This window comes from Natrialba asiatica DSM 12278 (genome assembly GCF_000337555.1).
GTDB classification, from domain to species: Archaea; Halobacteriota; Halobacteria; order Halobacteriales; family Natrialbaceae; genus Natrialba; species Natrialba asiatica.
This window is the reverse complement of sequence record NZ_AOIO01000039.1, coordinates 34,255-47,815: the sequence shown is the minus strand read 5'-3', so window position 1 is coordinate 47,815 and position 13,561 is coordinate 34,255. Positions and strand designations below refer to the sequence as shown.

9 protein-coding genes and 4 tRNA genes are annotated in these 13,561 nt (G+C 62.1%); 7 read left to right on the top strand and 6 right to left on the bottom strand.

The window, feature by feature from the left end; translation table 11 throughout:
* The first annotated feature begins 119 nt into the window (after positions 1 to 119).
* Entirely contained in the window at positions 120 to 785 is a 666-nt protein-coding gene (locus tag C481_RS17165) for a protein-L-isoaspartate(D-aspartate) O-methyltransferase (RefSeq protein ID WP_006110589.1), read from the top strand.
* A gap of 125 nt (positions 786 to 910) precedes the next feature.
* A complete protein-coding gene (locus C481_RS17160; RefSeq protein WP_049904740.1) occupies positions 911 to 1,657 on the top strand; it encodes a protein-L-isoaspartate O-methyltransferase family protein in 747 nt (248 codons plus the stop codon).
* Between the two features lie 219 nt (positions 1,658 to 1,876).
* Here the strand turns inward: C481_RS17160 and C481_RS17155 are convergent, their stop codons facing one another.
* The 6 genes from C481_RS17155 to C481_RS17130 all read right to left on the bottom strand — a co-directional run bounded on the left by C481_RS17155 (position 1,877) and on the right by C481_RS17130 (position 5,483).
* Positions 1,877 to 3,991 carry a bacterio-opsin activator domain-containing protein gene (locus C481_RS17155; protein ID WP_006110587.1) on the bottom strand — a complete coding sequence of 705 codons (2,115 nt, stop codon included), beginning with the start codon at positions 3,989 to 3,991 and terminating at the stop codon, positions 1,877 to 1,879.
* A 187-nt stretch (positions 3,992 to 4,178) separates the two neighbouring features.
* Positions 4,179 to 4,592: a group I intron-associated PD-(D/E)XK endonuclease gene (locus tag C481_RS17150; RefSeq protein WP_006110586.1), complete on the bottom strand. Its 414-nt coding sequence runs from the start codon at positions 4,590 to 4,592 to the stop codon at positions 4,179 to 4,181.
* 129 nt (positions 4,593 to 4,721) lie between these two features.
* Positions 4,722 to 4,794: transfer RNA gene (locus C481_RS17145), tRNA-Asp, on the bottom strand.
* Positions 4,786 to 4,867 (bottom strand) — tRNA-Asp (locus tag C481_RS17140). Before C481_RS17140 ends, C481_RS17145 begins: the two co-directional genes overlap by 9 nt.
* A 474-nt stretch (positions 4,868 to 5,341) precedes the next feature.
* Positions 5,342 to 5,414: transfer RNA gene (locus C481_RS17135), tRNA-Asp, on the bottom strand.
* Positions 5,411 to 5,483 (bottom strand) — tRNA-Asp (locus C481_RS17130). Before C481_RS17130 ends, C481_RS17135 begins: the two co-directional genes overlap by 4 nt.
* Before the next feature lie 306 nt (positions 5,484 to 5,789).
* Between C481_RS17130 and C481_RS17125 the strand changes: the two genes are divergently transcribed.
* Genes C481_RS17125 through rpoA2 form a run of 5 tightly spaced genes read left to right on the top strand, consistent with a single transcriptional unit; the run spans position 5,790 to position 13,558 of the window.
* Positions 5,790 to 6,017 carry a DNA-directed RNA polymerase subunit H gene (locus C481_RS17125; protein ID WP_006110585.1) on the top strand — a complete coding sequence of 76 codons (228 nt, stop codon included), beginning with the start codon at positions 5,790 to 5,792 and terminating at the stop codon, positions 6,015 to 6,017.
* A complete protein-coding gene (locus tag C481_RS17120; RefSeq protein ID WP_006110584.1) occupies positions 6,018 to 7,598 on the top strand; it encodes a DNA-directed RNA polymerase subunit B'' in 1,581 nt (526 codons plus the stop codon). It begins immediately after the preceding gene.
* Positions 7,599 to 7,604: 6 nt separating this feature from the next.
* Positions 7,605 to 9,434, top strand: a complete 1,830-nt coding sequence (gene rpoB, locus C481_RS17115; RefSeq protein ID WP_006110583.1) for a DNA-directed RNA polymerase subunit B — start codon at positions 7,605 to 7,607, stop codon at positions 9,432 to 9,434.
* Positions 9,435 to 9,438: 4 nt separating this feature from the next.
* Positions 9,439 to 12,366 (top strand): DNA-directed RNA polymerase subunit A', encoded by a 2,928-nt coding sequence (locus tag C481_RS17110; RefSeq protein ID WP_006110582.1) that lies wholly within the window; start codon positions 9,439 to 9,441, stop codon positions 12,364 to 12,366.
* Positions 12,359 to 13,558, top strand: coding sequence for a DNA-directed RNA polymerase subunit A'' (gene rpoA2 / locus C481_RS17105; protein ID WP_006110581.1), 1,200 nt, complete (start codon positions 12,359 to 12,361; stop codon positions 13,556 to 13,558). Before C481_RS17110 ends, rpoA2 begins: the two co-directional genes overlap by 8 nt.
* The last annotated feature ends 3 nt before the right edge of the window (positions 13,559 to 13,561 follow it).

Sequence of the window (13,561 nt, the reverse complement as noted above, 5' to 3'; positions counted from 1 at the left end):
TGCCGTCCACTGTCCCGGCGCTCGTGGCACCCGTACTCGTTTTCGACCGCGGCCTGCGGCCCGCGGCGGCACGCACGTGCGCCCGTTATGCTCTTGCTCCTGAGCGACGACAGACGACCATGCTCGATCGCTTCGGCCGCGACGATTCCGACGACTACGAATCCGCTCGCGAGCGGCTGGTTCGAACCGTCGCTCGCCGTATCGACGACGAGCGCGTGCTCGACGCTCTCGAGTCGGCCCCGCGTCACGAGTTCGTTCCCGAGAATCGGCGCGAAAGCGCCTACGCCGACCGTCCCCTGCCCATCGGCGACGGCCAGACGATCAGCGCCCCGCACATGGTCGCGATCATGGCCGCGCGGCTCGACCCCGATCCGGGCGACGAGGTGCTCGAAATCGGCACCGGCTGTGGCTACCACGCCGCCGTCACCGCCGAACTCGTCGGCGCGGCCAACGTTTACAGCGTCGAGTTCAGCGCTGAACTCGCCGAACCAGCCCGAGAAACGCTCGCGGAGACCGGCTACGGTGACGTCTCCGTTCGCGTCGGCGACGGTCGCGAGGGATGGGCCGAACACGCGCCCTACGACGGTGTCTATTTCACCTGTGCGACGGCGTCGATACCCGATCCCGTGATCGAGCAACTCCAGCCCGAGGGGGCGATCCTCGCGCCGATCGGAACCGGCCGGCAGACGCTCGTCGAGGCGACGAAACGCCCGACTGGGTCCGGAACCGAGGCGCTCGATCGAACCGAACACGGGGCGGTTCGATTCGTCCAGATGCGCGGCTGATCGTTCGGTGACGGTGCCCCTTACGGATGGACGAGGCGAGCACCTCGGGGTCGTCCGAGACGGCGTCCGCGAACCGACCGCAGCGCAAGCGCGCCATTCATACTCGCTCGTCGGATACGTCGACTATGGACCCCGCGGTACTGCGAGAGGACATGGTCGACGGACTCGAGTCCCCGGCCAAGGACGTCCTCCAGAACGAGGCCGTCGCCGTCGCCATGCGGGACGTGCCCCGCCACGAGTTCATCGACGACGATCGCACGGCCTACGCCGATCGCGAGCACGAGGTCCTCGGGACGCGCGTACTCGCGCCGAGTACCGTCGCTCGGCTCTTCGACGCACTCGCGCCCACCGCCGACGACTCCGTCCTCGTCATCGGTGCCGGCGTGGGTTACACCGCCGCACTCGCGGCTGAACTCGTCGGCGAGACGAACGTCCACGCCGTCGACATTGCGCGGCCGCTCGTGATCGAAGCCCGACGGAACCTCGCGGATGCGGGCTACGACGGTGTGCTCGTCGACTGCCGAGACGGCGCGGATGGGCTTCCCGAGTACGCCCCGTTCGATCGTATTCTGCTCGAAGCCGCGGTCGTCTCGCCTCCGCGTGCCGTAGTCGAGCAACTAGCCGCAAGTGGTCGGCTGGTCGTTCCACAGGGCACCCAACAACAGCGACTCGTCGCCGTCTCGGCTGATGGGTCACGCTCCGAGCGAGGCCCGGTTTCGTTCAATCCGCTCCTCGTCGACGGCGAGCAACTCGGCGCTATCGAACGAAATCGGATGGCTCGTGAGGACCGCGAACACGCCCGTCGGCGCGCCGAGTCCAGACGAGGCTGGGAACAGGACTGGATCGAGTGGGATCGCGCGGTCGACCACTGACACTGTTGTGTTCTCCAGCAGGAACGATCGGCACAGTACTGACTCACCGGTGTTCGTTATAGTGTCACTGCGTTACGGTGAGACGGAATTACGGAAAGTGGGGGGGTGGGGGATTAGGGGGGTGGCGACAGCCTTCGCAGATCGCCACTTGTCGGTACGATTGGCTGGTGGTTAAGTATGGTTTCTAGCTATGTAGGTGCCCCTTCATAGACATACTAATTATTTAGATGACCGACCAAGCGCCAGCGCGACGAGCTTTCGCTCCGCAGCCCGAAGGTGGTACTGATACGTCGGCGAAGAGACGTCGAGCACCCCTGCGAGGTCCTCGCCAGTACTCTCCCGGGGCCACTCGAAAAAGCCGCTGTAGTGTGCCGCCTGTAACGCCTCGTACTGCCTGTCGGTCAACTCCTCTTCGAGGTGGGTGTCCAGTTGCTGGGCCGACCGCGCACTCGCCGTCTCGCGTCGCGCCTCGAGTTCGGTGTCCGGGTAGCGTTCGCTGATCGCCTCGAACAGCGTGCGCGCTTCGACCTGCTTTGGCACCTCCAAGACGAGCGTCGAGGTCCCCGCCTCGGCGACCGCAGTCCGAACCGTCACGTCGTACGTCCGCAGTACGTCGATAAGCGGCGTCGTCGATCCCGTCACCTCGAAGAGCGTCTCGTCGTCGCCGTCCGAGACGACCGAACAGGTCTCGATTACTGCCCATTCGTCCGCAACTGGGCGGAGGTCCACCGACGACGGCGCACTCACGAAACAGACGAACTCGTCGTTCGGTCGGTCGATCACGCCCGCGACGGTGAGCGGTTCGTCGATACGGGTCGTCAGTCGATTGAAGAGCAATCGGGGGTCTCGACACTCGAGTTCGAGTTCGAGTCGGCTGTCCGTAAGCATCGCTCGCGTTCGTTCGACCGAGTGAATCGCATGGCCGATGGTTTCGCCGAGTTCGGCAAGCACCTCGCGCTCGGCGTCGCCGATCTCGTCGCCGCCGCCGATATGGACCAGCAGCGCGCCGAACTCGCGCTCGCCGTCCGTGAGTGGTACGGCGAGGACACGTTGGAAGCCGTAAGTCAGCGCCTCCGCTCGCCGTTGTTCCCAGGGCTCGGCATCGAGTACGTCGCGAACGACACAGGGTTGTTCGGTCGCGAGCGTCTGCCGGATCAGCGCCACTTCTGGAGCCTGATCGCTCGCCTCCCGAATGCGATCCATGTACGCCGCATCGACGCCGGTCCAGGCCGTCGGCACCGGTGGGTCGTCGCTTGCGATCCAGGCGAACCGGTAGCGGTCGGTGTCGGCAAGCCGTTCACAGACGGTCGATTCGATCCCGCTGCGCGTCGAGGCCTGTGCGACTCCGTGGTTGATCTCACGGATGATCTCGTTGATGTGGTTGAGCCGCGTCAACTCCTCGTTCTGACGTGTCAACGTCCGGTCGTGCTCGCGGAGCAACTGTTCGCGTTCCGCCCGATCGAGCGCCGCTTCGGTATTCGCCGCCAGTATCTCGACGACCTCGGCCGTCGTCTCGTCGAACGACTCCGCGTCCGTCCCCGCAACTAACGCTCCGTGCGAGCCGAGCGGAACGACGATTTCGCTTCGCTGAACCAGCTCGGTCTTCAAAATCCCACCCGGCCGCGTACACGCCTCGTACCGGGTCGTCGTCCCCGCCGAGAACGCTTCCCAGACGAGGCCGTCTTCGCGCGCGGCTTCGATTTCGGAATCGACAACCCCGCACACCTCCTCGGCCGACGCCGATACGACGTGGTCGAGCATCCGCGCCGTCGACTCGAACGCGTACGCCGCAGCAGCGACCACACCTCCCATCTCCGCCGCCGTCTCGACCGCCGTCTCGTAAATTCCCGCCTTCGTTTCGGCCCGCATCAACTCCCGCGTCGTCTCGTGGAGCGTCGTCACCGTCCGCTCGTAACGGCGCTCGCTCTCGCGCAACTCCGTCTCCGCTCGATACTGGGCGACCGCGTTCGTAATCTGATTCGCGAGCAACGCATACTGCTCCTGCCCCGTCCCCTTTTGCAAATACTGGGTCACTCCCGCGTCGATCGCCTCGCTCGCAACCGCCTCCGACCCTCGTCCCGTGAAGAGCACAAACGGAACCTCCGGATCGTCCTCTCGAACGCGTTCGAGCAGCTCCAGCCCCGTCAAATCCGGCATCTCGTAATCGCTGACGATACAGTCGACATCGCGTCGCTCGATGAACTCGAGCGCCTCCTCCCCGCTCGTTGCTGCCTCGACGACGAGTTCAGATCGTTCGCGTTCGAGCATCTCTCCGGCGAGGTCGGCGAATCCTGGCTCGTTGTCGACGACGAGGACGGTGATCGACTGTGACATAATCGGGGCGGTAGCTTGCGTTCTCATCCGCTTTCCACGAATCACGCGATCGTGGAGCGGTAACTACTGCTATAACTGACTAATGTGTACTAAAAATTATCCTTCCAGTGCTCGATGTGTTCACCTGCTACCGACATACTGGTTCACTGGCTATATAATAGGTCTCTAGTATCGGTGCTCACAGTCACTACAGCACTTCATCGAAGCGATATTCAGCGGCCAAATTCACGCTCGGATGGTCGATTTTAGGGGACTTGAGCCGCAAATATGTGCTTTTCGATCCGGCCTCCTCGACCGGGACCCAGTACAATTTATCTGTCACCGGACAGCGGACAGCAAACGCATTGATCGTCTCGCCGTAATCAACCCTCGTCACAGTCCCGTCGACCGTCGTCTTACTGGTGGTCTTGAATCGGAGGACTGCGCCGTCCTCTTCTCGCCACCCGGTTTTACACTGTACTCGGACCAGTTCAGCGCCAGTGTCCAGTACGAGATCATACTTTTCGTTGTCCCCGAACGGCACCGAGACCGTATATCCCGCTGCAATCAACCAACTCATGACCTTCGCTTCTGTTTCATCTCCTGTTTGTTTGGTACTCATAACCGCTATAATATATGGACGAGTCTTCACATAATAACTCGCGGATGGTGTCCTCCTCGACTCCCTGATAAAATCAGCCTTTAAGAGAAATCATGATAGCATTGCTTACGAAGTTAATATCGAAGAAGACGCCCGAGGCGGGATTTGAACCCGCGTCACGACCGTGACAGGGTCGTATGATGGGCCACTACACCACCCGGGCTTNCCGAGGCGGGATTTGAACCCGCGTCACGACCGTGACAGGGTCGTATGATGGGCCACTACACCACCCGGGCTTGCAACTCTTGATTTCCCGGTGAGAGTATTAAGGGTTTTGTTCTGGACTCGTTATCATGTGCTAATACGAACAGGTACGAACTCGCCGCTGGTGAACTCTATCTCGTACACGTGACCGTGGTCTCCGCCACCAAAGTCCAATTGGCCGGAGAAATAGTCAGGTCCCCAAAACGAGTTCACGCGACTTGGTTGTCACAGACTGGTGCCGGTCGGCCCGGACGAAGGCGTGAGCCATCATCGTCGCGAGACTGTCGCCAACTGTTGGATATCTTGTCCTCTCGTCGAATTCGTTTGCGGAAGAAGACGCCCAAAGCAAGAGTTGAACCCGACAGAAACGTTCCGGGCTGCGGTCGCTGTTCGACTGATTCGGGCATACGACGCTTTGTGTTCAAATTCCGATTCTGTCGCGCTTCAATTCAGTGTGTTTGTGACGCGACTGTATCGATCGCTTACTGAGTTAATATCGAAGAAGACGCCCGAGGCGGGATTTGAACCCGCGTCACGACCGTGACAGGGTCGTATGATGGGCCACTACACCACCCGGNCCGAGGCGGGATTTGAACCCGCGTCACGACCGTGACAGGGTCGTATGATGGGCCACTACACCACCCGGGCTTGCAACTCTTGATTTCCCGGTGAGAGTATTAAGGGTTTCCAATTGAACGCGCCGTGGTACGGGAAATCGGGACACAACTATCCGCGACTTTCGATTATTGTGTGGGTCCCTCACACGACCCACAAGGAATTTAACTGAGAATCGGCTATTCACGAGTGTGATCGGTTACTCCGGTCAGGTCCGCCCGGTCGAACAGCGACGCTTCTGAGTCGAGTTAGAAACCGTTAAATGCCTGCCGCCGCTACGTGGCTGTAGTATCTCGTGACAGCCGCTTCTCTCCCAATAGCGCACACGCACATCAATACATGGTAGACGTAAGCCAACACGAACTCGTGCCGGACCACTCCATCCTCGAGGAGGAGACGCTCGAGGAGGTCCTTTCCGAGTACGACATCGACCGCACAGATCTGCCGAAAATCAAACGGACCGATCCCGCGATCCCGGACGAGGCGGAGCTCGGCGACGTCATCAAGATCGTCCGCGACTCACGCACAACCGATCAGGCAGTCGTATACCGACTTGTGGTGGAATAAATGGCAATAGAACTCAACCGCGAGAAACGACGGGACATCTCACGCGAATACTTCTCGAGGGAACGGCTCGCAGAACATCACTACCGCTCGTTCAACTCCTTCCTCAACCGGGGGATGCAGGAGGTCGTCGACGAGAAGGAAACCATCGATACGGATATCGGCGACAAGGAAGGCGAAGAACCGGTCCACGTCGAGCTTGGCGACGTGCGTGTCGTCACGCCCCGCGTTCGGGAGGCCGACGGCTCCGAGGAACTCCTCTACCCACAGGAGGCCCGCCTCCGAAACATCACGTACTCCGCACCGGTCTTCATGGAGATGTCGATCGTCAAGGGCGAAGAAGGCGACCAGCGAGTCGTCGACTCCACGGAGACGAAGATCGGTCGGATGCCGATCATGGTCGGCTCCGATAAGTGTAACATCGCCGGCTTCTCGGACGAGGAACTGATCGAGATCGGCGAAGATCCGGCGGACCCGGGGGGCTATTTCATCGTCAACGGCTCCGAGCGCGTGCTGATGACCAGCGAGGACCTCGCGCCGAACAAGATCCTCGCCGAATACGACACCAAGTACGGCGACGAGATCCAGGTCGCAAAGACCTTCTCCCAGCGCCGTGGCTACCGAGCGCTCGTTCTCTGTGAGCGAACTCGCGACGGCCTGCTCGAGGTGAGCTTCCCCTCCGTCTCCGGCTCTATCAACTTCGTGACGCTCGTGCGGGCCCTCGGCCTCGAATCGGACGAAGAGATCGTCCACAAGGTCTCGAACGACCCCGAGGTCGTCAAGTACATGCTCGAAAATCTGGAGGAGGCGGACGTCCAGACCGAGGAGGGTGCCATCGAAGAACTCGGGAAACGCGTCGCCTCCGGCCAGGGCAAGAACTACCAGCTCAAACGAGCGAACTACGTTATCGACCGCTATCTCCTGCCGCACCTCCACGAGGACGGCGTCGAGGAAGAAGACGTCCGAATCAACAAAGCCCACTACCTCTGCCGGATGGCCGAGGCCTGCTTCGAACTCGCGCTCAACCGTCGCGAGGCAGACGACAAGGACCACTACGCCAACAAGCGGCTGAAGGTCTCCGGCGACCTGATGAAAGACCTGTTCCGGACGGCGCTGAACAAGCTCGCACGCGACGTGAAGTACCAGCTCGAGCGCGCCAACATGCGAAACCGGAACCTGTCTGTCTCGACGGTCGTCCGCTCGGACGTACTCACCGAACGCCTGGAGCACCCGATCGCGACGGGGAACTGGGTCGGCGGCCGCTCGGGCGTCTCCCAACTGGTGGACCGAACCGACTTCATGGGGGTTCTCTCGCACCTTCGTCGCCTGCGCAGTCCGCTTTCGCGCAGCCAGCCGCACTTCGAAGCGCGAGACCTCCACGCAACCCAGTGGGGACGCATCTGTCCTTCCGAGACGCCGGAAGGACCGAACTGTGGACTGGTCAAGAACTTCGCGCAGGCGATGGAACTCTCTCAGAACATCGAGGACGAGCAATCGCTCAAACGTGAACTCGCCTCGATGGGGGTCGAAGGGATTCCCGGTCTCGAAGGCATCGAACGAACGACATCACCGGCAGACGACTAATAAATCATGAGCAGCCAACAACGAGACGCCAAGGTCTACGTCAACGGGTCGCTGGTGGGAACGCACCCGAACCCGCACGAGCTTGCAGCACAGATCCGCGAAGCACGACGAATCGGCGACGTCAGCGAGATGGTCAACGTCTCGGTCAAAGAACGTACCCGCGAAGTGATCGTCAACGCCGATGCGGGACGCGCTCGCCGCCCGCTGCTCGTCGTCGAAGACGGCGAACCACGCATCTCCGACCAGGAGATCCAAGCCCTCCAGAACGACGAACTCGAGTTCGAGGATCTCGTCGATCACGGCTACATCGAGTTCATCGACGCCGAGGAGGAAGAGGACATCTACGTCGCCGTCGACGAGGACGACCTGAACGAGGAGCATACCCACCTCGAGATCGACCCGCAGCTCATCTTCGGGATCGGTGCGGGGATGATTCCGTACCCGGAGCACAACGCGTCACCGCGAATTACGATGGGGGCGGGGATGGTCAAGCAGTCGCTGGGGCTGCCCTCGGCCAACTACCGAATTCGGCCGGACACGCGCCAGCACCTGCTGCACTATCCGCAGCTCTCGATGGTCAAGACTCAGACGACCGAGCAGATCGGCTTCGACGACCGACCCGCGGCCCAGAACTTCGTCGTCGCCGTGATGAGCTACGAGGGGTTCAACATCGAGGACGCACTCGTCATGAACAAGGCCTCGGTCGAGCGCGCACTCGCCCGATCGCACTTCTTCCGGACCTACGAGGGCGAGGAACGCCGATACCCGGGCGGCCAGGAGGACCGCTTCGAGGTCCCCTCCCAGGACGTCCGCGGCGCGCGCGGTGAGGACGCCTACGCGCACCTGGACGAAGACGGCCTCGTCAACCCCGAGACGGACGTCGACGAGAACAGCGTCTTGCTCGGCAAGACGAGCCCGCCGCGATTCCTCGAGGAGCCGGACGACATGGGCGGCCTCTCGCCGCAGAAGCGCCGTGAGACCTCCGTTACCATGCGCTCGGGCGAGTCGGGCGTCGTCGACACCGTCACGCTGATGGAAGGCGAGGACGGCTCGAAACTCTCGAAGGTTTCCGTGCGCGACGAGCGCATTCCCGAACTCGGGGACAAGTTCGCATCCCGCCACGGACAGAAGGGCGTCGTCGGCCACCTCGCACCCCAGGAGGACATGCCCTTTACCGAGAACGGCGTCGTGCCGGACCTGATCGTCAACCCGCACGCGCTGCCGTCGCGGATGACGGTCGGGCACATCCTCGAGATGATCGGGGGGAAACTCGGTGCGATGGAAGGACGGCGCGTCGACGGGACGCCCTTCCTCGGCGAAGACGAGTCCGAACTCCGCGACGGGCTTGAGGATGCCGGCTTTAACTCCGCCGGGAAGGAGACGATGTACTCCGGCGTGACGGGCGAAAAAATCGAAGCCGAGATCTTCGTCGGGATCATTTTCTATCAGAAACTCTATCACATGGTCTCGAACAAGCTGCACGCCCGTTCGCGCGGGCCGGTGCAGGTGCTGACCCGCCAACCGACCGAAGGGCGGGCCCGCGAGGGTGGCCTCCGTATCGGGGAGATGGAACGCGACGTCTTCATCGGCCACGGTGCCGCGATGACGCTCAAGGAACGACTCCTGGACGAGTCCGACCGCGAGTTCATCAACATCTGTGGGCAGTGTGGGATGAGTGCGGTCGAGAACGTCGAGCAACGACGCGTCTACTGTCCGAACTGCGGCGAGGAGACGGACATCCACGAAATCGAGATGAGTTACGCGTTCAAGCTCCTGTTGGACGAGATGAAGGCGCTGGGAATCGCACCGCGACTGGAACTGGCAGACGCTGTCTAAAACAATGCGAAACAGTACACCAAAAGATATCGGATCGATCAACTTCGGGCTGATGGAGCCCGAGGAGTACCGGGAGATGAGCGCGACGAAGATCATCACCGCCGACACCTACGACGACGACGGCTTCCCCATCGACATGGGGCTGATGGATCCACGGCTCGGCGTGATCGACCCCGGACTGGAGTGCAAGACCTGCGGGAAGCACTCGGGGTCGTGTAACGGACACTTCGGCCACATCGAACTCGCCGCGCCGGTCATCCACGTCGGCTTCACGAAGCTCATTCGCCGGCTCCTGCGCGGGACCTGTCGTGAGTGTTCGCGCCTGCTGTTGACCGAAGACGAACGCGGCGAGTTCCGCGACCAGATCGACGAATCGCGAAAGCTCGGGCGGGACTTAAACGACGTGACGAAGGCCGCGATTCGGCAGGCCCGAAAGAAGGATCGCTGTCCGTTCTGCGGCGAGATCCAGTACGATATCGACCACGAGAAGCCGACCACCTACTACGAGGTCCAGCAGGTCCTCACCAGCGAGTACTCCCAGCGGATCGCCGGCGCGATGCAGGGCGACGAGGAGGAAGGCATCGAGCGAACCTCGCCGGACGAACTCGCCGAGGAGACCGACATTGAACTCTCGCGGATCAACGAGATCCTCTCGGGATCGTTCCGTCCGCGCGAGAATCAGCGCAAAGCGATCGAGAAGGCGCTGGATATCGACCTCACGGAAGAGGACACGAACAAGCTGATGCCGAGCGACATCCGGGACTGGTTCGAGGCCATTCCGGACGAGGACATCGAAGTGCTCGGCATCGATGCCGAGCGCTCGCGCCCGGAGTGGATGATCCTCACCGTCCTCCCCGTCCCACCGGTGACGGCGCGACCGTCGATCACGCTCGACAACGGCCAGCGAAGTGAGGACGACCTCACGCACAAACTGGTCGACATCATCCGGATCAACCAGCGGTTCATGGAGAATCGTGAGGCCGGCGCGCCACAGCTGATCATCGAGGACCTCTGGGAACTGCTGCAGTACCACGTCACCACCTTCATGGACAACGAGATTTCGGGGACGCCGCCGGCTCGCCACCGCTCCGGTCGGCCGCTCAAGACGCTCTCGCAGCGCCTGAAGGGCAAGGAAGGGCGCTTCCGCGGCTCGCTGTCCGGGAAGCGTGTGAACTTCTCCGCACGGACCGTCATCTCGCCGGACCCGACCCTTAGCCTGAACGAGGTCGGCGTTCCGGACCGGGTCGCAAAGGAGATGACCCAGACGATGAACGTCACGGAGCGAAACCTGGAGGAGGCTCGTCGCTACGTCTCCAACGGGCCCGAGGCCCACCCCGGCGCGAACTACGTCCGCCGACCCGACGGTCGCCGACTGAAGGTCACCGAGAAGAACTGCGAGCAACTCGCGGAGAAAGTCCAGGCCGGCTGGGAGGTCAACCGTCACATGGTCGACGGCGACATCGTCATCTTCAACCGCCAGCCGTCGCTCCACCGGATGTCGATTATGGCCCACGAGGTCGTGGTTATGCCGTACAAGACGTTCCGGCTGAACACCGTCGTCTGCCCGCCGTACAACGCCGACTTCGACGGCGACGAGATGAACATGCACGCGCTGCAAAACGAGGAAGCTCGTGCAGAGGCCCGCGTGCTCATGCGAGTTCAGGAGCAGATTCTCTCGCCGCGGTTCGGGGAGAACATCATCGGGGCCATTCAGGACCACATCAGTGGGATGTACCTCCTGACCCACGACAATCCGCGGTTCAACGAGACGCAGGCGCTCGACCTGCTGCGTGCGACTCGGATCGACGAACTGCCCGAACCGAGCGGCATCGACGACGCCGGCGAGCCGTTCTGGACCGGCTACGACGTCTTCTCCGAACTCCTGCCGGACGACCTGAACCTCGAGTTCACCGGCACGGTCGGCGACGAAGTCGTCATCGAGGAGGGCCAGTTGATCGAGGGAACGATCGCCGAGGACGAGGTCGGCGAGTTCGGCGGCGAGATCGTCGACACCATTACGAAGGTCTACGGCAACACGCGCTCGCGGATCTTCATCAACGAGGTCTCGACGCTGGCGATGCGTGCGATCATGCACTTCGGGTTCTCGATCGGCATCGACGACGAGACGATCCCGGAGGCGGCACAGGAGCGCATCGACGAGACGATCGAGGACGCGAACGATCGCGTCGAGGAACTCATCGAGGCCTACGAGCGCGGTGAACTCGAATCGCTGCCGGGCCGGACGCTCGATGAAACCCTCGAGATGAAGATCATGCAGACGCTTTCGCGGGCCCGCGACAACGCCGGGAACATCGCCGACGAGCACTTCTCCGACGAGAATCCGGCGGTCGTCATGGCGAACTCGGGCGCGCGTGGGTCGATGCTCAACCTGACCCAGATGGCCGGTGCCGTCGGCCAGCAGGCGGTTCGCGGCGAGCGGATCAACCGGGGTTACGAGGATCGTACCCTCAGCCACTATCAGCCGAACGACCTCTCCGCGGAGGCACACGGCTTCGTCGAGAACTCCTACACCAGCGGTCTGACGCCGCGAGAGTTCTTCTTCCACGCGATGGGTGGCCGCGAGGGCCTGGTCGACACGGCAGTCCGGACCTCGAAGTCGGGCTACCTGCAGCGGCGGCTGATCAACGCGCTCTCCGAACTCGAAGCGCAGTACGACGGTACGGTTCGGGACACGAGCGATACGATCGTCCAGTTCGAGTTCGGCGAGGACGGAACCTCGCCGGTCAAGGTTTCCTCGGACGACGACAACGATATCGAGGTCGCCCAGATCGCGGATCGCGTCCTGGACTCGGAGTTCGCCTCCGAGGCCGAGAAAGAGGAGTTCCTCGGCATGACGCGCCAGCCGACGAACCTCTCCGAGCACGCGGATACTCGCTTTGCCGAGGAAACGGAGGTGCCTTCGGATGACTGAGGTCGACTACGCCGTCGACGACGACACGATCGCCATTGTTGAGGACACCACTCTCCCCCGGCGGCTCAAGGATGAGGTCTATGCAACCCTGGAGGACCGCGGCGACGCGACCGTCGAAGATGCGGACGAACTCGCGAAGGCGGTCGAGGCACGCTACATCGACACCCGCGTCGAACCGCTCGAACCCGTCGGAACCGTCTCCGCACAGTCGATCGGGGAGCCGGGGACGCAGCTCACGATGAACACGTTCCACTACGCGGGAGTCGCAGAGATCGACGTGACCCAGGGGCTGCCGCGACTGATCGAACTCGTCGACGCTCGGAAGACGCCGGATACGCCGATGATGACGGTATATCTCGAGAATGAATATGCGACCGAACGCGAGAAGGCCCACGAAGTCGTCTGGAATATCGAGGCGACGAAGATCCTCGCCTTGGGTGACGTGTCGACGAACGTTGCCGATATGCGCGTTCAGATTTCGCTCAACGAGGAGACGCTCGAAGAGCGCCTGATCACGCCCGACGAGGTCGCTGAAATCATCGAGGATAACCTCGGCGTGAAGGCGATTCAGAACGGTACCGAAATCGAGTTCGGTCCGGAGGAACCGTCCTACCGTGACTTGCTCCAACTCGTCGAGGAACTGCGAGATATTACGTTCAAAGGGATCGAGGAGGTCTCTCGCGTTGTCATCCGTCGCGAGGAATTGGACGACGGCGGCGAGCAGTTCGTCCTCTACACCGAGGGGTCTGCCTTCGGCGACGTGCTCGAGATCGACGGCGTCGACGCCTCGCGGACGACGTGTAACAACATCCACGAGATCCACCGCAACCTCGGTATCGAGGCCGCCCGCGAGGCCATTATCGAGGAGACGAACAACACGCTCGCAGAGCAGGGCCTCGACGACGTGAACGTTCGTCACCTGATGCTCGTCGCGGACATCATGACCAATCGTGGCGAGATCGAGTCGATCGGCCGCCACGGCATCTCTGGATCGAAAGACTCCGTCCTCGCGCGGGCGGCGTTCGAGGTGACGGTTAATCACTTGCTGAACGCAGCGATCCACGGCGAGATCGATGAACTCGACGGTGTCGCGGAGAACGTCATCGTCGGCAAACCGATCAAACTCGGGACCGGCGACGTCGACCTGCGGATGGGATCGATCAATCCCGGAACCGGCGGCCAAGCAGACTGATCG

Bases quoted from the DNA above. Each gene is read 5' to 3' on its own strand.
- C481_RS17165 (WP_006110589.1), top strand. From the start codon at position 120: ATGCTCGATCGCTTCGGCCGCGACGATTCCGACGACTACGAATCCGCT.
- C481_RS17160 (WP_049904740.1), top strand. From the start codon at position 911: ATGGACCCCGCGGTACTGCGAGAGGACATGGTCGACGGACTCGAGTCC.
- C481_RS17155 (WP_006110587.1), bottom strand. From the start codon at position 3,991: ATGTCACAGTCGATCACCGTCCTCGTCGTCGACAACGAGCCAGGATTC.
- C481_RS17150 (WP_006110586.1), bottom strand. From the start codon at position 4,592: ATGAGTACCAAACAAACAGGAGATGAAACAGAAGCGAAGGTCATGAGT.
- C481_RS17125 (WP_006110585.1), top strand. From the start codon at position 5,790: ATGGTAGACGTAAGCCAACACGAACTCGTGCCGGACCACTCCATCCTC.
- C481_RS17120 (WP_006110584.1), top strand. From the start codon at position 6,018: ATGGCAATAGAACTCAACCGCGAGAAACGACGGGACATCTCACGCGAA.
- rpoB (WP_006110583.1), top strand. From the start codon at position 7,605: ATGAGCAGCCAACAACGAGACGCCAAGGTCTACGTCAACGGGTCGCTG.
- C481_RS17110 (WP_006110582.1), top strand. From the start codon at position 9,439: ATGCGAAACAGTACACCAAAAGATATCGGATCGATCAACTTCGGGCTG.
- rpoA2 (WP_006110581.1), top strand. From the start codon at position 12,359: ATGACTGAGGTCGACTACGCCGTCGACGACGACACGATCGCCATTGTT.